The following is a 19178-nucleotide window of genomic DNA, read 5'->3' on the forward strand; positions in this document are numbered from 1 at the left end:
CTGCGCGATCATGCGTCGCAGCGCGATGCTGACAGCGCCGTCCGCAGAACCGTGTCCGCCGAGGTGAGAAGGACGGTGCCATGAGCCCCTCCCGCACGACAACGCCAGCACCGCGCTTCAGCGCGCTCCCGCCCGCCCAGGGGCTCTACGACCCCGAGGCCGAGCGGGACTCCTGCGGCCTGGCGATGATCGTGCGGTACCGCGGCGAGGCCGACCACGAGGTCGTCGTCCAGGCGCTCACCGCCCTGCGCAACATGGAGCACCGCGGCGCGGTCGGCGGCGACGAAGGGACCGGCGACGGCGCCGGCATCACCGTCCAGGTGCCGCACCGCTTCTTCGCCGACGTCCTCGACTTCACCCTGCCGGAGGCCGGCGAGTACGCCGTCGGCACCGCGTTCCTCGATCCGGCCGACCCCGGCGCCGGCCGTGCCGTCGTCGAGCGGTTCGCCGCCGAGGAGGGCCTGCGCGTCCTCGGCTGGCGCGAGGTCCCGATCATCGCCGACGTCGTCGGTCGCGCCTCGCGTGCGGTGATGCCGCAGTTCTCCCAGGTGTTCCTCGCTCTCGACCCGCAGATCCCGGTGAGCACCGACGCCACGGGCCGCCCGCTGCAGGAGGAGCTCGAGCGCCGCTGCTTCGCCACCCGCAAGCGGAGCGAGCACGAGGGCGTCTACTTCCCGTCGCTGTCCTCGAAGACCCTGACCTACAAGGGCATGCTCACCACCGCGCAGGTCGAGAAGTTCTACCCCGACCTCCAGGACGACCGCTTCACCTCGCGGATCGCGCTCGTCCACTCGCGCTTCTCGACGAACACCTTCCCGTCGTGGCCGCTCGCCCAGCCCTTCCGGATGATCGCCCACAACGGCGAGATCAACACCGTGCGCGGCAACCGCAACTGGATGCGCGCCCGCGAGAGCCAGCTCACCGCCGAGGTGCTCGCCTCGCCGTGGTCCGACGGCTCGACCCGCGATCTCAGCCGCTTCTTCCCCGTCGTCACCGAGGGCGCCTCGGACTCCGCCTCCTTCGACGAGGTGCTCGAGCTCCTCGTCATGGGCGGGCGCTCGCTGCCGCACGCGGTGATGATGATGATCCCCGAGGCGTGGCAGAACGACACCTTCATGGACGAGGAGCGCCGCGCCTTCTACGAGTACCACTCGCTCCTCATGGAGCCGTGGGACGGACCGGCGTGCGTGTCCTTCACCGACGGCACCCTTGCCGGCGCCGTGCTCGACCGCAACGGCCTGCGCCCGGCCCGCTACGTCGTCACCGACGACACCGTCGTGCTCGCGAGCGAGGTCGGGGTCATCGACCTGCCGAACGACCGGATCATCAAGCGCGGCCGCCTCAAGCCCGGCCGGATGTTCCTCGTCGACACCGCCGCCGGCCGGATCATCTCCGACTCGGAGATCAAGAGCGAGCTCGCCGCCGCGCACCCCTACGCGGAGTGGCTCGACGCGGAGAGCTCGCGGCTCGGCGACCTGCCCGACCGCGAGCACGTCGTCCACCCGCAGTCCTCGGTGGACCGCCGGCAGCGGACCTTCGGCTACAACGACGAGGACCTGATGTTCCTCATCGGGCCGATGGCCGAGACCGGCGCGGAGCCGATCGGCGCGATGGGCTCCGACACCGCGATCGCGGCGTTCGCGCAGCGCCCGCGGATGCTCTTCGACTACTTCGTCCAGAGCTTCGCGCAGGTGACGAACCCGCCGCTCGACGCGATCCGCGAGGAGCTCGTCACGAGCCTCGCGACCGGCCTCGGCCGGGAGCACAACCTGCTCGCCGCCGGACCCGAGCACGCCCGGCAGGTCCTCCTGCCGTACCCGGTGATCGACAACGACGCGCTCGCGAAGTTCCTCCACCTCACCCGGCGTCGGCGGCGCGGCACGGACGAGCACCCGTCCTCGCACGTGCTCAGCGGCCTCTACGCGCCGGCCGGCGGGGGAGTGAGCATGGCCCGCCGGATCGAGGAGCTGTGCACCGAGGCGAGCAGCGCGATCGCCCGCGGCGTGCGCTTCCTCATCGTGTCCGACCGGAACTCGAACGCCGAGCTCGCCCCGATCCCCTCGCTGCTCCTGACCTCGGCGATCCACCACCACCTCATCCGCGAGAAGACCCGCACCCGGGCCTCGCTGCTCGTCGAGGCCGGTGACGTGCGCGAGGTCCACCACGTCGCCACCCTCATGGCGTACGGCGCCTCCGCGGTCAACCCCTACCTCGCGATGGAGACCGCCGAGCTCCTCGTCCGGGAGGGACGGATCACCGGCGTCGACGAGAAGCAGGCGGTCGGGAACCTCCTCACCGCGCTCAACAAGGGTCTGCTCAAGATCATGTCGAAGATGGGGATCTCGACCGTCCAGTCGTACCAGGGCGCGCAGACCTTCGAGGCGATCGGGCTCGCGAAGTCGTTCGTCGACCGGTACTTCACCGGCACGGTGTCCCGGCTCGAGGGGATGAGCATCGACGGCGTCGCCGCCGAGGTCGACGCCCGCCACACCATGGCCTACCCCGCCCAGCACCCGCCGCTGCCGCACCGCCGCCTCGAGATCGGCGGCGAGTACCAGTGGCGCCGCGAGGGACCGACCCACCTCTTCAGCCCGGAGACGGTGTTCAAGCTCCAGCACTCCACCCGCACCCGGCGCTTCGACATCTTCCGCGAGTACACGAAGCTCATCGACGACCAGTCGGCCGAGCTCATGACGCTGCGCGGGCTGTTCGACCTCCGCCCCCTCGACTCGGGACCGATCCCGCTCGAGGAGGTCGAGCCGGTGAGCGCGATCGTCAAGCGGTTCTCCACCGGCGCGATGAGCTACGGCTCGCTGTCGCAGGAGGCGCACGAGACGCTCGCGATCGCGATGAACCGGATCGGCGGCAAGTCGAACACCGGTGAGGGCGGCGAGGACGTCGAGCGGCTCCTCGACCCCGAGCGGCGCTCGGCGATCAAGCAGGTGGCGAGCGGGCGCTTCGGCGTCACCAGCCTCTACCTCACCCACGCCGACGACATCCAGATCAAGATGGCGCAGGGCGCCAAGCCCGGCGAGGGCGGTCAGCTCCCGCCGTCGAAGGTGTACCCGTGGGTGGCGCGGACCCGCCACGCGACCCCGGGCGTCGGGCTGATCTCCCCGCCGCCGCACCACGACATCTACTCGATCGAGGATCTCGCCCAGCTCATCCACGACCTCAAGCGGGCCAATCCCGCGGCCCGGATCCACGTCAAGCTCGTGGCCGGGATGGGCATCGGGACTGTGGCCTCGGGCGTGGCGAAGGCGAGCGCGGACGTCGTGCTCGTGTCCGGCCACGACGGCGGCACCGGTGCGAGCCCCCTCAACTCGCTCAAGCACGCCGGCGCCCCGTGGGAGCTCGGCCTCGCAGAGGCGCAGCAGACGCTCCTGCTCAACGATCTCCGCGAGCGCATCAGCGTCCAGGTCGACGGCCAGCTCAAGACCGGCCGCGACGTCGTCATCGCCGCGCTGCTCGGTGCCGAGGAGTTCGGCTTCGCGACCGCGCCCCTCGTCGTCTCCGGCTGCGTGATGATGCGGGTGTGCCACAAGGACACGTGCCCCGTCGGCGTCGCCACCCAGAACCCGGTGCTGCGGAGCCGGTTCACCGGCAAGCCGGAGTTCGTCGTCAACTTCTTCGAGTTCATCGCCGAGGAGGTCCGCGAGTACCTCGCCGAGCTCGGCTTCCGCAGCCTCGACGAGGCGATCGGGCAGGTCGAGCGGATCGACATGCAGCGCGCGATCGGCCACTGGAAGGCACAGGGCCTCGATCTCTCGCCGATCCTCGCGGTGCCCACGCTCATCGACGGGTCGACGGCCACGGTGCGCAAGCAGACCACCGTCCAGAACCACCGCATCGAGGAGCACTTCGACCAGCGCCTCATCACCGCCGCCGCCCCCGCCCTGCGCGAGCGGGAGGCGGTCGAGATCGACGCCGAGGTGACGAACGTCGACCGCAGCGTCGGCACCCTGCTCGGCCACACGGTGACGCGGACCTTCGGCGTCGACGTGCTGCCCGACGACACGATCACCGTGCGCCTCACCGGCAACGCCGGCCAGTCGCTCGGCGCGTTCCTCCCGGCCGGGGTGAGCATCCACCTCACCGGGGACGCGAACGACTACGTCGGCAAGGGCCTGTCCGGCGGCCGGATCGCCGTGCGCACCGCCCCGGGCGTGTCCGGCCGGCCGGAGGACAACGTCATCGCCGGCAACGTCATCGGCTATGGCGCGACGAGCGGCGAGCTCTTCGTGTCCGGCCAGGTGGGCGAGCGGTTCCTCGTCCGCAACTCCGGTGCGCGGGCGGTCGTCGAGGGCATCGGCGACCACGGCCTCGAGTACATGACCGGCGGCACCGCGGTGGTGCTCGGCGCGATCGGGCGGAACTTCGGGGCCGGGATGTCCGGCGGCACCGCGTACATGCTCGATCTCGACGTCGACCGCATCAACCAGGCCGACATGGCCGCCGGCCGGTTCCGGCTCGAACCGGTCGCCGCCGAGCAGGCCGGGGAGCTCCTCGAGCTCCTCGCCTCGCACGTCCACCACACCGGCTCGCCGCTCGCCGCGGAGCTCCTCGCGGCGCACGACGCGGGGGAGGACATGCTCGGGCGCTTCACGCGCATCGTCCCCGCCGACTACGCGGCGGTGCTCGAGATCCAGGCGCTGTGCGCCGACTCCGGCCTCGACCCCGAGGGCGACGAGGCCTGGACCAAGATACTGGAGGCAACTTATGGCTGATCCGCGCGGATTCCTCAAGGTCACCGAGCGCGAGCTCCCGCCCAAGCGTCCGGTGCCGGTCCGGCTCATGGACTACCGGGAGATCAACACGACGATGGACAAGCAGGCGTTCATCGCGCAGGCCGGACGCTGCATGGACTGCGGCATCCCGTTCTGCCACCAGGGCTGCCCGCTCGGCAACTACATCCCCGAGTGGAACGACGCGATGTGGCGCGACGAGCTCGAGCGCGCCGTCGGGCTGCTCCACAGCACGAACAACTTCCCGGAGTTCACCGGTCGCGCCTGCCCCGCCCCGTGCGAGAACGCGTGCGTGCTCGGCATCAACCAGCCGGCGGTGACGATCAAGAACATCGAGGTCACCATCGTCGACCGGGGATTCGAGGAGGGGCTCATCACCCCGTTCGTGCCGGAGCGGATCTCCGGCCGGCGGGTCGCCGTCGTCGGCTCCGGCCCCGCCGGGCTCGCCGCCGCCCAGCAGCTCACGCGTGCCGGTCACACCGTCGTCGTGTACGAGCGCGACGACCGGATCGGCGGTCTGCTGCGCTACGGGATCCCCGACTTCAAGCTCGAGAAGCACCACATCGACCGACGTCTGACGCAGATGCGCGCCGAGGGCACCCGGTTCCGCACCGGCGTCGAGATCGGCGTCGACATCACCTGGGACGACCTCCACGACCGCTTCGACGCGATCGTCGTGTGCACCGGGGCGCTCGCTCCCCGCGACCTCCCGCTGCCCGGCCGCGAGGCCCCCGGCGTCGAGTTCGCGATGGACTACCTCGTGCCGGTGAACCGGCAGCAGGCCGGGGACGACGTCGAGATCATCGACGCGCACGGCAAGGACGTCGTCATCATCGGCGGCGGCGACACCGGTTCGGACTGCCTCGGAACCGCCCTGCGCCAGCAGGCCGCCTCGGTGACGACGCTCGCGATCGGCAAGCGCCCGCCGACCGACCGCCCCGCCGACGGCCCCTGGCCCACGACGCCGCGGATCTTCGAGGTCTCGACGAGCCACGAGGAGGGCGGCGAGCGCTCGTTCCTCGCCTCGACCGTCGAGTTCCTCCGCGACGAGGAGGGGCGCCTGCGCGCCCTCTCGGTCGCCGAGACCGGGTTCGTCGACGGCCGCCGGGAGCCCCTGCCGGGCACGGAGAAGGAGATCCCGGCCGACCTCGTCCTCATCGCGATGGGCTTCACCGGACCGGAGACCGAGGCGCTCGCCGACTGGGGACTCGCCGTCGAGCGCGGCCGGTTCGTCCGGGAGCGCGACTACTCGACCGCGGTGCCCGGCGTCTACGTCGCCGGCGACGCCGGTCGCGGCCAGTCGCTCATCGTGTGGGCGATCGCCGAGGGGCGCGCCGCCGCCGCCGAGGTCGACGCCTACCTCATGGGATCGACGCTGCTGCCCAAGCCGGTCGCCCCGACCGAGGCCGCGCTCGCCGTCTGAGGCGCGCCGCCGGGCGCGCCTCAGACGGCGCGCTGGGGTCGGGCGTGTGACGGATGGGAGAATTCCTCGTTGCGCGTGCGACGTCGCACGGTTCGGGTGACTAGGGTGGATGCCATGAGGCATGCAAAGATCGTCGCCACTCTCGGCCCCGCCCAATCGACCTACGAGGACATCCGCGCCCTGATCGAGGAGGGCGTCGACGTCGCCCGGTTCAACCTCAGCCACGGCACGCGCGAGGACCACGAGCAGCGGTACCGGTGGGTCCGCCAGGCCGCGACCGACACCGCGCGCACCGTCGGCGTCCTCATCGACCTCCAGGGACCCAAGATCCGGGTCGGCCGCTTCGCCGAGGGACAGCGCCCGGCGCTGTCGAAGGGCGACGTCTTCACCATCACCACCCGCGACGTCGACGGCTCCGACACCGAGGTCTCGACGAGCTACTCCGGTCTCCCCGGCGACGTCGAGGTCGGCGATCCGCTCCTCGTCGACGACGGCCGGATCCGGCTGCGGGCGATCGAGGTGGACGACACCGACGTCCGCTGCGAGGTCGAGGTCGGCGGCACGATCTCCGACCACAAGGGCATCAACCTGCCCGGGGTCGCGGTGTCCGTGCCGGCGATGTCGGAGAAGGACGTCGCGGACCTCCGCTGGGGCCTGCACCTCGGCGCCGACTGGGTCGCCCTGTCCTTCGTCCGCTCGCCCGCCGACGCCGAGCTCGTGCGCGACGTCATGCGGGAGGAGGACATCCTCATCCCCGTCATCGCGAAGCTCGAGAAGCCGCAGGCCGTCGAGGTGCTGCCGGACATCGTCCAGGCCTTCGACGGGATCATGGTCGCCCGCGGCGACCTCGGCGTCGAGCTGCCGCTCGAGCAGGTGCCGATCGTGCAGAAGCGCACCGTCGAGCTGTGCCGCCGCCAGGCGAAGCCGGTCATCGTCGCCACCCAGATGCTCGAGTCGATGATCGAGGAGCCGCGGCCCACCCGCGCGGAGGCGTCCGACTGCGCGAACGCGGTGCTCGACGGCGCCGACGCCCTCATGCTCTCCGGCGAGACCTCCGTCGGCACGCACTGGCTCGAGGCGGTGCGCACGATGGGCCGGATCATCACCTCGACGGAGGAGCACGGGCTCGATCGCATCCCCGCGCTCGGCACCGAGCCGCACACCCGCGGCGGCGCGATCACCGCTGCCGCGGTGCGGATCGCCGCGCAGCTCGACATCGATCTGCTCTGCACCTTCACCCAGTCCGGCGACTCCGTGCGGCGGATGTCCCGGCTGCGCTCGCCCCACCCCATCCTCGCCTTCACGCCCGACGTCCGGGTGCGGCACCAGCTCGCCCTGACCTGGGGCGCGCAGGTGTACCTCGTCAAGGAGGTCCGGCACACCGACCAGATGGCCCGTCAGGTCGACGCGGTGCTGCTCGGGAACGGGCGCGCGGAGGAGGGTGCGCTGTGCGTCATCGTCGCCGGCTCCCCACCCGGGATCGCCGGGTCGACGAATGCGCTGCGCGTCCACCGGATCGGCGACGCCTCGAAGGGGCTGGCCGCCGCCTACCGCGACGAGTCGGACAACGGGGAGAACCCGCTTGAGGGATACGGGGAGATCCGCGAGGGCACGGGGGCCTGAGGCCCGCCCGCGCCGGCGGTGGGAGTACCGGATGCGGGACTCGAACCCGCACGTCTTGCGACAGCGCATTTTGAGTGCGCCGCGTCTACCAATTCCGCCAATCCGGCATACCCGACCATCGTAGAGCACGCGGGCCGGCGGGCGCGTCCCCGGCCCGGGGCGGGTGGCAGTCCGCCCGGCCGGGGGACTAGGATTGGGCGCGTGCCTACTTCAGACAACGCTCCCGCCCCCGATCAGGGCCCGGTCCGCCGTATCGTCGTCGCTGAGGACGAGGCCGTCATCCGCCTCGACATCGTCGAGATGCTCCGCGAGATCGGGTACGACGTGGTCGGCGAGGCCGCCGACGGCGAGTCCGCGATCCGGCTCGCCGAGGAGCTGCGGCCGGATCTCGTGGTGATGGACATCAAGATGCCGATCCTCGACGGCATCTCCGCCGCCGAGCGCATCGCCCGGGCGCGCATCGCCCCTGTCGTGCTGCTCACCGCGTTCTCGCAGAAGGAGCTCGTCGAGCGTGCCCGCGACGCCGGCGCGATGGCCTACGTCGTCAAGCCGTTCACCACCGCCGACCTCGCTCCGGCGCTCGAGATCGCGCTGTCCCGGCACGCCGAGATCGGCGCTCTCGAATCGGAGATTGCCGATCTCACCGACCGGTTCGAGACCCGTAAGCTCGTCGACCGCGCGAAGAGCCTCCTCATGTCCTCGATGGGGCTGAGCGAGCCCGAGGCGTTCCGCTGGATCCAGAAGACCTCGATGGACCGCCGCCTCACCATGCGCGAGGTCGCCGAGACCGTCCTCAGCCAGATCGGCGGCTGAGCCGCCTCAGCTCCGCGAGCGCTGGGCGAGGACGAAGTTCGTGATCCGCACGATCGACAGCAGCCTGCCGTCCTCGTCGGTCATCTTCACCTCGTGGCTGATGAGCGTGCGCCCGTGGTGGAGGACCTCGGCCCGGCCGTGGACCCAGCCCTCGCGGATCGGCCGCAGATGGGTCGCGTTGAGATCGACGCCGACGACGTCGTGGCCGTTCGCGAGCAGGTACGAGTGCATCGAGCCGAGCGTCTCCGCGAGGACGACGTGGGCGCCGCCGTGGAACAGTCCGGCCGGCTGCCGGTTGCCGTCGACCGGCATCCGCGCCTCGAACCAGTCGTAGCCCATGTCGAGGAACTCGATGCCGCAGCGCTCGACGAGCGTCCCGGGGGTGCGCCCCCGGTTGTACTCCATGAGGCGGCGGTAGTCCTCGGGGGTGAGGCCCGGCTCCATGCGCGGTCGGTCCTGTGCGGTCATCGTGTCTCCTTCATGTGCGGATGTCGGCGCGGACCCGATGTCGGCGGCGCTCGAGACGCTAGGCTGGCAGGGTGACTACGGATACCCGGAGACTGCTGCTCATCGACGGCCATTCCCTGGCCTACCGCGCCTTCTACGCGCTCCCGGTGGAGAACTTCTCCACCACGACGGGTCAGTCCACGAACGCCGTCTACGGCTTCGTGTCCATGCTCATCAATGTACTCGCCTCCGAGGAGCCGACCCACATCGCGGTCGCCTTCGACCTCGGGCGCGGGACCTTCCGGCTCGCCGAGTACCCGGAGTACAAGGCCGGACGGGCGAAGACCCCGCCGGAGTTCCACGGCCAGGTCGAGCTCATCCAGGACCTGCTGCGGGCGCTCGCGATCCCGGTCGTGACGAAGGAGGGCTTCGAGGCCGACGACGTCCTCGCCACCCTCGCCGCGCAGGGGACGGCCGCCGGCATGGAGACCGGGATCGTCACCGGCGACAAGGACTCGTTCCAGCTCGCCTCGGACGCGGTGACGATCCTCTACCCCAAGCGCGGGGTGAGCGAGCTCGCGCGGATGACGCCCGCCGCGATCGAGGAGAAGTACGGCGTGACGCCGGAGAACTACCGCGGCCTCGCCGCGCTCGTCGGCGAGAAGGCCGACAACCTCCCGGGCGTGCCCGGGGTGGGTGACAAGACCGCCGCGAAGTGGCTGACGAAGCACGGCGACCTGCCCGGCGTCCTCGCCGCGGCCGAGGACATCGGCGGGAAGGCCGGGGAGAACCTCCGCGCGCACCGGGGCGATGTCGAGCGCAACCACCGTCTCAACCGCCTCGTCACCGATCTCGAGCTCGGGATCGAGGCGCCCGACGCCGTCCGCGGCGAGGCCGACCGGGAGGCCGTCGACGCGCTCCTCGACCAGCTCGAGTTCCAGGTGCTCGGCCGCAGGCTCGAACCGCTCCTCGGCACGGCGCCGGTCGCGCCGGTCGCCGACGACCTGCCCGCCGTCGAGCTCCTCGACGCCGCGGGATTCGCCGCGCTGCTCGCCGACCTCGATCCCGCCGACCCGGTGGGGATCGCGACCGACGCGCGGTTCGAGGTCGGGCTCGGCACCGTCGACGTCCTCGGCATCGCGCAGGGCGAGCGGGCGGCGGCGATCGACCTCTCGACGCTCGACGGGCCTGCGGGCGAGGCGCTCTCGACGCTCCTCGGATCCCACCCGGGCCTCGTCCTCCACGGCGCCAAGCCGCAGCTCAAGGCGCTCGTCCACGCCGGTCACCCGCTCGCCCGGCCCGCCGTCGACACCGAGATCGCCGCCTACCTCCTCGTCCCCGACCAGCGGTCCTACGACCTCGCCGATCTGTGCCTGCGCCACTGCGGGATCACGCTGGGCGAGGAGACGGAGGAGACCGAGCCCGGCACCCTCGACCTCGGCTCCGGGGACGCGGAGGCCGAGCGGCGCGGACTCGGACGGAGCGCGGCGGCGGTGCTCCGGCTCGCTGAGGCGCTGCGCCCGGCCGTCGAGGCCGCCGACATGACCCGGATCCTCGACGAGATCGAGATGCCGCTCGTGACGATCCTCGCCCGGATGGAGCTCGCCGGCATCGCCGTCGACCGGTCGCAGCTCGCGGCGCTCATCGACGAGTTCGGCCGGCAGGCGGAGACGAGCGCCGAGTCCGCGTACGCCGCGATCGGCCACGAGGTCAACCTCGGCTCGCCCAAGCAGCTCCAGGTCGTGCTCTTCGAGGAGCTCGGGATGCCGAAGACCAAGCGCACGAAGACCGGGTACACGACGGACGCCGACGCGCTCGCCGAGCTCTTCGTCAAGACGGGCCACCCGTTCCTCGAGCACCTGCTCGGCCACCGCGACACGACGAAGCTCAAGCAGACGGTCGTCGGCCTCGAGCGGATGGTCGCCGACGACGGCCGGATCCACACGACCTACCAGCAGACCGTCGCGGCCACCGGCCGCCTGTCCTCGATCGATCCCAACCTCCAGAACATCCCGGTCCGCACCGACGCCGGGCGCCGCATCCGCGAGGTGTTCGTGCCCGACACCGACGCCGGCTTCACCGACCTCGTCACCGCCGACTACTCGCAGATCGAGATGCGGATCATGGCCCACCTGTCCGGCGACGCCGGGCTCATCGACGCCTTCCGCGCCGGCGAGGACCTCCACTCCTTCGTCGGCGCCCGAGTGTTCGGCGTCGAGACCTCCGCGGTCACCCCGGCCATGCGCTCGAAGGTCAAGGCGATGTCCTACGGCCTCGTCTACGGGCTGTCCGCCTACGGGCTCTCGAAGCAGCTCCGGATCGGGGTCGACGAGGCGCGGGGGCTCATGGACGAGTACTTCGAGCGCTTCGGCGCGGTGCGCGACTACCTCGACTCCGTCGTCGAGGACGCGCGCGCGGTCGGGTACACCGAGACGATGTACGGCCGGCGGCGCTACCTCCCGCAGCTCGCGAGCGACCGGCGCCAGGTCCGCGAGATGGCCGAGCGCGCCGCGCTCAACGCCCCGATCCAGGGCTCGGCGGCCGACATCATGAAGATCGCGATGCTCCGGGTCGACGCCGCGCTGCGGGAGGCCGAGGTGCGCAGCCGGGTGCTCCTCCAGGTGCACGACGAGATCGTCGTCGAGCTCGCCGACGGCGAGTTCGACCGGGTGTCGGAGCTCATCGCCGCGACGATGGGCGCGGCCGCCGAGCTCGACGTGCCGCTCGAGGTCAACATCGGGCGCGGCGCGAGCTGGCAGCAGGCGGCCCACTGACCCGGCCGGCCCGCGGACTCACCCCTCCGGACGGTCGGCGAGCCGGGTGGAGAAGATCGCGGTGCCGGGCATGACCTCACCGCGCAGCGGCGACCAGCCGCCCCACGCGGTCGTGTTGTGGGCCGGCCATTCGGGCTCGGTGAGCCCGGTGAGGACGAACCCGGACTCGACGAGGAGCGAGATCCAGTCGCCCATCGTCCGGTGGTGCTCGGCATAGACCGGGCGGCCCTCGGCGTCGAGCTCGACGTAGGGCGTGCGGTCGAAGTACGAGTACTCGACGGTGAGCCCCGCCTCGCCGGGGACGTCGGGGAACATCCAGCGCACCGGATGGGTGACGGAGAACACCCAGGTGCCGCCGGGGCGGAGGACGCGGGCGACCTCGCCGAGGACGACCTCGGCGTCCTTGACGAAGGGCAGTGCGCCATACGAGGAGAAGGCGATGTCGAAGCTGCCCGAGGGGAACGGCAGGCTGCGGGCGTCGGCCTGAAGGAACGTCGGCGGGACGGCGTCCGGGGCGAGCGGCTGCTCGCGCTGGAGGCGGGAGGCCTGCTCGAGCATGCCGGAGGACAGGTCGACGCCGGTGGCGAGCGCGCCCTGCTCGGCGAGCCAGCGCGAGCACTGCCCGGCGCCGCACCCGACCTCGAGGATCTGCCGACGCGCGACGTCGCCGAGCAGGCCGACCTCGGACTCGTGGATGCCCTCGGGGCACCAGATGAACTCGCTCGCGCCGAGGAAGCTGCCGTGCTCGGCGAGGTAGTCGGCGGCGGAGCCGTCCCAGTAGGTGCGGTTGGCGCGGACCGAGGCCTCCTCGTCGATCGCGAGGTACCCGCCGCTGATGATCTCGGGGGAGTAGTCGCTGTCGGTCATGCCGTCTCCGTCTCCTTCGCCCGGCCGCCCGGCCGGATGCGGCCGCCCGGTTCACGGGAGCGCAGTCAGGTGCTACGATTAGTTGCTGTATGCGCTGTGTTCGTGCGCGGTGGTCGAAACCCTATCGTGTCACATCCGGTCGGCATCCGGCTCCGTCATCCGATGACGCATCCCGGCTCCCCGGTCGACGAGCACGTGCATGTGAGCATCATCAGTCCAGTCCACACCGAGACCGGCGGCCCCGGTCGCCGGGCATCAGTCCATTACGGAGTCCCTACCTTTATGACCACCACCACGCCGGGCACGGCGCAGAACGAGCAGATCGCAGTCAACGACATCGGGTCTGCAGAAGATTTCCTCGCGGCTGTCGACGAGACCATCAAGTACTTCAACGACGGCGACATCGTCGAGGGTACGGTCGTCAAGGTCGACCGCGACGAAGTCCTGGTCGACATCGGCTACAAGACGGAAGGCGTCATCCTTTCGCGCGAGCTGTCGATCAAGCACGACGTCGATCCCGCTGAGGTGGTCGAGGTCGGCGACGACATCGAAGCCCTGGTCCTCACCAAGGAGGACAAGGACGGGCGTCTGATGCTGTCGAAGAAGCGGGCGCAGTACGAGCGTGCGTGGGGCGACATCGAGAAGGTCAAGGACGAGGAGGGTGTCGTCACCGGCACCGTCATCGAGGTCGTCAAGGGCGGCCTCATCGTCGACATCGGACTCCGCGGATTCCTCCCGGCCTCCCTCGTCGAGATGCGCCGCGTGCGCGATCTCGCGCCGTACATCGGCCAGCAGGTCGAGGCCAAGATCATCGAACTCGACAAGAACCGCAACAACGTCGTCCTCTCGCGCCGCGCATGGCTCGAGGAGACCCAGTCGGCGGTCCGCCACGACTTCCTCCAGACCCTGCAGAGGGGCCAGGTCCGTCCGGGCGTCGTGTCCTCGATCGTCAACTTCGGCGCCTTCGTCGACCTCGGCGGGGTCGACGGACTCGTCCACGTCTCCGAGCTCTCGTGGAAGCACATCGACCACCCGAGCGAGGTCGTCACCGTGGGCGACGAGGTCACCGTCGAGGTCCTCGACGTCGACATGGACCGCGAGCGCGTCTCCCTGTCGCTCAAGGCGACCCAGGAGGATCCGTGGCAGCACTTCGCCCGGACCCACGTCATCGGCCAGATCGTGCCGGGCAAGGTCACCAAGCTCGTTCCGTTCGGCGCGTTCGTGCGCGTCGAGGACGGCATCGAGGGCCTCGTGCACATCTCCGAGCTCGCCGTCCGCCACATCGATCTGCCCGAGCAGGTCGTCAACGTCGACGAGACGATCTACGTCAAGGTCATCGACATCGATCTCGACCGCCGTCGCATCTCGCTCTCGCTCAAACAGGCCAACGAGGGCGTCGACCCGGAGGCCGAGGAGTTCCTCGATCCCGCGCTCTACGGCATGACCCAGGAGTACGACGAGGACGGCAACTACAAGTACCCCGAGGGCTTCGATCCGGAGACCCAGGAGTGGATGGAGGGCTTCGAGACCCAGCGCGAGGAGTGGGAGCAGCAGTACGCCGCCGCCCAGTCGCGCTGGGAGGAGCACAAGAAGCAGGTCGCGAAGGCCATCGCGGCCGACGCCGAGGCCGGCTCCGAGTCGACCCCCGAGTCCGCGCCCCAGGCCTCCTACAGCTCGGACGACCGCGCTGACGAGGGCACCCTGGCCAGCGACGAGGCGCTCGCGGCGCTCCGCGAGAAGCTCGCGGGCAACTGAGCTCGACCACCGCTGCGCCGAAGGGCTCCCGGACTCCGGTCCGGGGGCCCTTCGGCCGTCCCCGCCCGGCACGCGGTCCGCTGCGCTCCTGGTTTCTCTATCTCCTCCTCCTCGTCCTCACGAGCCTCACCGTCTACGGCGGCGTCATCGCCCACCCCGGCAGCACGGTGTTCGCCGACAACGACGACACCTCGCTCTTCATCTGGTGGTTCGCCCACGCCGCGGACGTCGTCGCCGGGTGGTTCGGCCAGGGCTCGGGGGAGCGGCACCTCCTCTACAGCACCTCGATGCACCATCCGGCCGGGGTCAACGGGGGATGGAACACCTCGGTCCTCGGCCTCTCGCTCCCGCTCGTCCCGGTGACCTGGATCGCCGGCCCGATCGTCGCATTCAACCTCGCGATCATCGCCGCCCCGGTCGCCTCCGCGCTCGCGGCCGCAGCGCTCGCCCACCGGTTCGTCCCCCGCCTCCCCGCCTTCGTCGGCGGCTTCGCCTACGGCTTCTCGACGTACCTCGTGTCGCAGTCCTCGGGCCATCTCAACCTCGCCTTCGCCGTCCTCCCGCCGCTCGTCGCGCTCGGCATCGTGGACCTCCTCCGGCCCGGCCCGCGCGCCCGGCCGCTCCTCACCGCGGGGTGGCTCGGATGCGCGATCGGCTGGCAGTTCTACCTCTCGACCGAGCTCCTCGCCGGCACGTTCCTCGCCGCGCTGTGCCTGCTGCTCGCGCTCGCGCTGTTCGCCCGTCCCGTCCTCGTGCGCGGCGGGCTGCGGCTCCTCGGCGGCGGGCTCCTCGCCTCCGGCATCGCCGTCCTGATCGGCACGCCGCTGCTCCTCGCGATGTTCACCCTGCCGGGCGCGCCCGGGCAGGCGATCCGCCCGCACGGGGTGTGGAACAACGATCTCCTCGATCCGGTCGTCCCCGGCCGCTACACGCTCCTCGGCGGGGGCGAGACGCCGATCCCCCGGCAGGTCCCGCTCGACCCGTCCGAGATCGGCGGCTACGTGGGGATCGTGTGGCTCGGCTTCGCGCTCGTCACCGTCATCGCGCTGTGGTCCTCGCCCCGGTGGGCCCGGGCCGTGCGGGTCACCGCCGTCGCGGGGCTCCTCGCCTGGCTCCTCTCGATGGGTGCGCCGTGGTACGCCGCCGGGCGGACCTTCTGGGAGGTCACGCCGTTCCGCGCCGTCGAGCTCCTGCCGGTGCTCGGGAACGTCCTGCCGATGCGGCTCGCCGTCCATTCGACGCTCGCCCTCGCGGTGCTCCTCGCCATCGGCCTCCATGCCGGGCTGCGGAGCCGACGGCGGCGGGTCCGCGTGCTCGCCCCGGTCGCTGTCCTCGCCTCCCTGCTGCTCATCGCACCCGGCGCGGTGCCGGCCCGTCCGGTCATCGTGCCCGCCTTCTACCAGGAGGCCTACGCCGCGGTGATCCCCGAGGGCTCGGTGGTCAAGACGCTGCCGCGGCCGCTCGCGATGGCCACGCCCCATGCGGACGAGGCGATGGTGTGGCAGGCCGTCACCGGCATGCACTACCGGGAGACCGGGGGCTACTTCATCGGCTCGACCCCCGAGCAGCCGATCATCTACTCCGCACCCCCGGACCCCCTCGACGCGATCCTCGAGGAGGAGAGCGGGGAACCGCTGCCCGACGGCGCCGAGGCGCGCGGGCGCGAGGCGATCGACGCGCTCCGGGCCGACGGGGTGGAGTTCGTCGTCGTCGCCGTCGACGGCCGCTTCCTGCCCCGCAGCGCCCTCGACATCGCCTCCTACACCTCGCGCGCGGCCGGCTCGCCGTACCTCGAGGTCGGCGGCGTCTACGTCATCGACCTGCGCTGACGGCGCGCTAGGGTGGAGCCATGCTGCTCATCGGACTCACCGGCGGGATCGGCGCCGGGGAATCGACGGTCGCCCGGGTGCTCGAGCGTGCCGGCGCCGCGATCGTCGACGCGGATGCGATCGCTCGCGAGGTCGTCGCCCCCGGGGCCCCGGCCCTCGCCCGCCTCGTCGAGGCGTTCGGCGCGGACATCCTCGATGCCGAGGGGCGACTCGACCGTCCCGCGCTCGCCGCCGTCGCCTTCGCCGACGCGGACTCGACCGCGCGGCTCAACGGGATCATGCACCCGGCGATCGCCGAGCGCGCCGCGGAGCTGTTCGCCCTCCACGCCGACCGCGACCTCGTCGTCCACGACGTGCCGCTCCTCGTCGAGAACGCGATGAGCCCCCGCTACCACCTCGCCCTCCTCGTCGACGTCCCCGCACCGGTGCGCCTGACGCGTCTCGTCGAATCCCGCGGGATGGACCGTGCCGACGCCGAGCGCCGGATCGCCGCTCAGGCCGGTGACCCCGAGCGCTATCGGGCGTGCGATGTCGTCGTCGACAACACCGGTGACCCGGCGGACACCGCCGCCCGGGTCGAACGGCTCGTCGCCGAGCGCCTGCTGCCGTTCTCCCGCAACCTCGCCGCGGAACGCCCCGCGGAGCGGAGACCCGCGGCCGCCGGTTCCGCTGCGCCGGCCCCGGAGCACCCGGGGGAGCGGGCGTGGGTCTCCGAGCGCGTCGTCGCGCGGCTGCGCCATGCGCTCGACGAGGCCGGCCTCGGCTCCGTGGAGCTCGCCGCCGTCGACGACCCCGCGGCCGATCTCGTCACAGTGACCCTCGACCTGGGCGCCGGGACGGACAGCGCGGCCCTCGCCGCGGCGCTCACCGCGGCCGGCTACCCGGCGGCGGAGGGCTCGGACCCGGATGCCACGGGACAGCAGAGCGCCCGGGGCCTGCATCGGAATGCGGACCCCGGGCGGCCGGTCGACGTGCGGATCAGCCCAGCGACGCGGTGAGGTGGATGTCGACGCCCTTGAGGGCCTTCGACACCGGGCAGTCCTTCTTCGCCTTCTGCGCGATCGTCTCGAAATCGGCGACGGACATCCCCGGCACCCGGCCGACGACGACGAGGTGGATGTCGGTGATCCCCTTCTCCGCGGTGAATGAGACGTCGGCACCGGTGGTGATCTCCTCGGGAGGCGTGCCGTTCTGGGTCAGGGCGTTCGACAGGGCCATCGAGTAGCACGCGGAGTGCGCCGCGCCGATGAGCTCCTCGGGGTTCGTCACCCCGGTGATCGCCGTCTCTGCGCGGCCGGCCCACGACAGGGTCATCGTCGTCGCCTGCGAGGTGTCGAGCGAGACCGTGCCGGTGCCCTCGGCGAGGGTGCCCTGCCAGGTGGTGTGGGCCTTCGAGACGATCGGGTGCGCTGCGGGTGCCATGGATTCCTCGTTCCTCGGATCGGGTGGGTGAGGGCCCTGCGGGCCCGCTTCCACTCTACTGCCCGCCCCGAATGTAACGGGTGGGAAAATTTCCTTCGCGCCGTCCGCCTTTCGGAGCGAATCTGTGGTGATATTCATCACATCCCCCCAGGGGCTGGCATGGGCACGGAGCCCATGATCGACAGGAGGCTGAACATGGCTGTGACACAGTGGGCGAGGCGCGGTTCGCGTCTCTCGGCATCGGTGGCGATGGGTGCGGCGATCGTGCTCGTCGCCTCGGCGTGCGCGACGGGCGGCGGCGAGGAGTCCGGCGGCGGCGAGACCGGCGGCGGCGAGGGCGGCGGCGGTGCGCTCTCGATCGGGACGCTCCTCCCGCAGACGGGCGCTCTCGCATTCCTCGGTCCCCCCGAGATCGCCGGCGTCGATCTCGCGATCAAGGAGATCAACGAAGCCGGCGGCGTCAACGGGGAGGACGTCACCGTCCTCCACCGCGACTCCGGCGACACGACGACGAACCTCGCGACCCAGTCGACGACGGAGCTGCTCAACGAGGGCGTCGCGGCGGTCGTCGGCCCGGCCTCCTCGGGCGTGGCGAAGACCGTCATCAACCAGATCACCGGTGCCGGCGTCATCCAGTTCTCGCCGGCGAACACCACTCCGGACTTCACCGACTGGGACGACGACGGCTTCTACTGGCGCACCGCTCCCTCGGACGTCCTCCAGGGCCAGGTCCTCGGCAACTTCATGGTGTCCCAGGGCGCCTCGAACGTCGGCATGATCGTCCTCAACGACGCCTACGGCACCGGCCTCGCCGCGAACATCCGCGAGACCGTCGAGGGCGCCGGCGGCACGATCGTCGCGGAATCGATGTTCAACGAGGGCGACTCCCAGTTCACCTCCCAGGTGGACGAGGTCGTCGGCGCGGACCCCGACGCGATCGCCGTCATCACCTTCGACCAGGCGAAGTCGATCGTCCCGCTGCTGACCTCACGCGGGATCAGCGCCGATCAGCTGTACTTCGTCGACGGCAACGTCGCGGACTACAGCGAGGACTTCGATCCCGGCACGCTCGAGGGCGCCTACGGCACGCAGCCCGGCTCCTTCGCCGCCGACGACTTCAAGGAGCGGCTGGCGGAGGTCGACGACTCGCTCACCGTGTGGAACTACGCGGGCGAGTCCTACGACGCCACCGTCCTCCTCGCGCTCGCCGCCGCGCAGGCGGGCTCGACCGACCCCGCCGCGATCCGCGACGAGCTCCAGGCGGTGTCGCGCGACGGCGAGAAGTGCACCGAGGTCGCCGAGTGCTTCGAACTCATCGAGGCCGGGACGGACATCGACTACGACGGCATCTCCGGACCCGTGACGATGTCGGAGAACGGCGACGTCACCGAGGCGACGATGGGCATCTACAAGTTCGACGGCGACAATGTGCCGCAGCCGGACATGGAGGAGCAGGGCTCGCTCGAGTGATCCGAGCTCC

Annotated in this window: 12 protein-coding genes and 1 tRNA gene; 9 read left to right on the forward strand and 4 right to left on the reverse strand. The window is 71.3% G+C overall.

Annotation, left to right across the window (positions count from 1 at the left end; all coding sequences use genetic code 11):
* The first annotated feature begins 80 nt into the window (after positions 1–80).
* The 3 genes from gltB to pyk all read left to right on the forward strand — a co-directional run bounded on the left by gltB (position 81) and on the right by pyk (position 7791).
* The gene (gene gltB, locus C1A17_RS01430) at positions 81–4727 is read left to right on the forward strand and encodes a glutamate synthase large subunit (protein ID WP_101650031.1); all 4647 of its coding nucleotides are present in this window, start codon (positions 81–83) and stop codon (positions 4725–4727) included.
* Positions 4720–6168, forward strand: coding sequence for a glutamate synthase subunit beta (locus C1A17_RS01435; RefSeq protein ID WP_101650033.1), 1449 nt, complete (start codon positions 4720–4722; stop codon positions 6166–6168). Before gltB ends, C1A17_RS01435 begins: the two co-directional genes overlap by 8 nt.
* A 114-nt stretch (positions 6169–6282) precedes the next feature.
* Positions 6283–7791, forward strand: a complete 1509-nt coding sequence (pyk, locus tag C1A17_RS01440) for a pyruvate kinase (RefSeq protein ID WP_101650035.1) — start codon at positions 6283–6285, stop codon at positions 7789–7791.
* 25 nt (positions 7792–7816) lie between these two features.
* Here the strand turns inward: pyk and C1A17_RS01445 are convergent.
* Positions 7817–7898, reverse strand: a tRNA-Leu gene (locus C1A17_RS01445).
* Between the two features lie 94 nt (positions 7899–7992).
* Between C1A17_RS01445 and C1A17_RS01450 the strand changes: the two genes are divergently transcribed.
* Positions 7993–8604 carry an ANTAR domain-containing response regulator gene (locus C1A17_RS01450; protein ID WP_101650037.1) on the forward strand — a complete coding sequence of 204 codons (612 nt, stop codon included), beginning with the start codon at positions 7993–7995 and terminating at the stop codon, positions 8602–8604.
* A gap of 6 nt (positions 8605–8610) precedes the next feature.
* On the opposite strand, the gene C1A17_RS01455 is transcribed toward C1A17_RS01450, so the two are convergent.
* Positions 8611–9072 carry a PaaI family thioesterase gene (locus C1A17_RS01455; protein WP_101650039.1) on the reverse strand — a complete coding sequence of 154 codons (462 nt, stop codon included), beginning with the start codon at positions 9070–9072 and terminating at the stop codon, positions 8611–8613.
* Between the two features lie 71 nt (positions 9073–9143).
* Here C1A17_RS01455 and polA point away from each other — a divergent pair, with 71 nt between their 5' ends.
* Positions 9144–11825, forward strand: coding sequence for a DNA polymerase I (gene polA / locus C1A17_RS01460; protein ID WP_101650041.1), 2682 nt, complete (start codon positions 9144–9146; stop codon positions 11823–11825).
* A gap of 18 nt (positions 11826–11843) precedes the next feature.
* Here the strand turns inward: polA and C1A17_RS01465 are convergent, their stop codons facing one another.
* The gene (locus C1A17_RS01465) at positions 11844–12692 is read right to left on the reverse strand and encodes a class I SAM-dependent methyltransferase (protein ID WP_101650043.1); all 849 of its coding nucleotides are present in this window, start codon (positions 12690–12692) and stop codon (positions 11844–11846) included.
* Between the two features lie 282 nt (positions 12693–12974).
* Between C1A17_RS01465 and rpsA the strand changes: the two genes are divergently transcribed.
* From rpsA to coaE, 3 genes are all read left to right on the forward strand, one after another.
* Complete coding sequence (gene rpsA, locus C1A17_RS01470; protein ID WP_101650045.1) at positions 12975–14447, forward strand: 30S ribosomal protein S1; 1473 nt, start codon at positions 12975–12977, stop codon at positions 14445–14447.
* Positions 14448–14614: 167 nt separating this feature from the next.
* Complete coding sequence (locus C1A17_RS01475) at positions 14615–16276, forward strand: hypothetical protein (RefSeq protein ID WP_101650047.1); 1662 nt, start codon at positions 14615–14617, stop codon at positions 16274–16276.
* Between the two features lie 20 nt (positions 16277–16296).
* Complete coding sequence (gene coaE / locus C1A17_RS01480; protein WP_101650049.1) at positions 16297–17274, forward strand: dephospho-CoA kinase; 978 nt, start codon at positions 16297–16299, stop codon at positions 17272–17274.
* On the opposite strand, the gene C1A17_RS01485 is transcribed toward coaE, so the two are convergent.
* Positions 17255–17698, reverse strand: coding sequence for an OsmC family peroxiredoxin (locus C1A17_RS01485; RefSeq protein ID WP_101650052.1), 444 nt, complete (start codon positions 17696–17698; stop codon positions 17255–17257). The two genes, coaE and C1A17_RS01485, sit on opposite strands and share 20 nt — an antisense overlap.
* A gap of 195 nt (positions 17699–17893) precedes the next feature.
* Between C1A17_RS01485 and C1A17_RS01490 the strand changes: the two genes are divergently transcribed.
* Positions 17894–19168, forward strand: coding sequence for an ABC transporter substrate-binding protein (locus C1A17_RS01490; RefSeq protein WP_180953184.1), 1275 nt, complete (start codon positions 17894–17896; stop codon positions 19166–19168).
* Positions 19169–19178 lie beyond the last annotated feature (10 nt).

It is taken from the genome of Brevibacterium ihuae (assembly GCF_900184225.1).
Taxonomy (GTDB): Bacteria; Actinomycetota; Actinomycetes; order Actinomycetales; family Brevibacteriaceae; genus Brevibacterium; species Brevibacterium ihuae.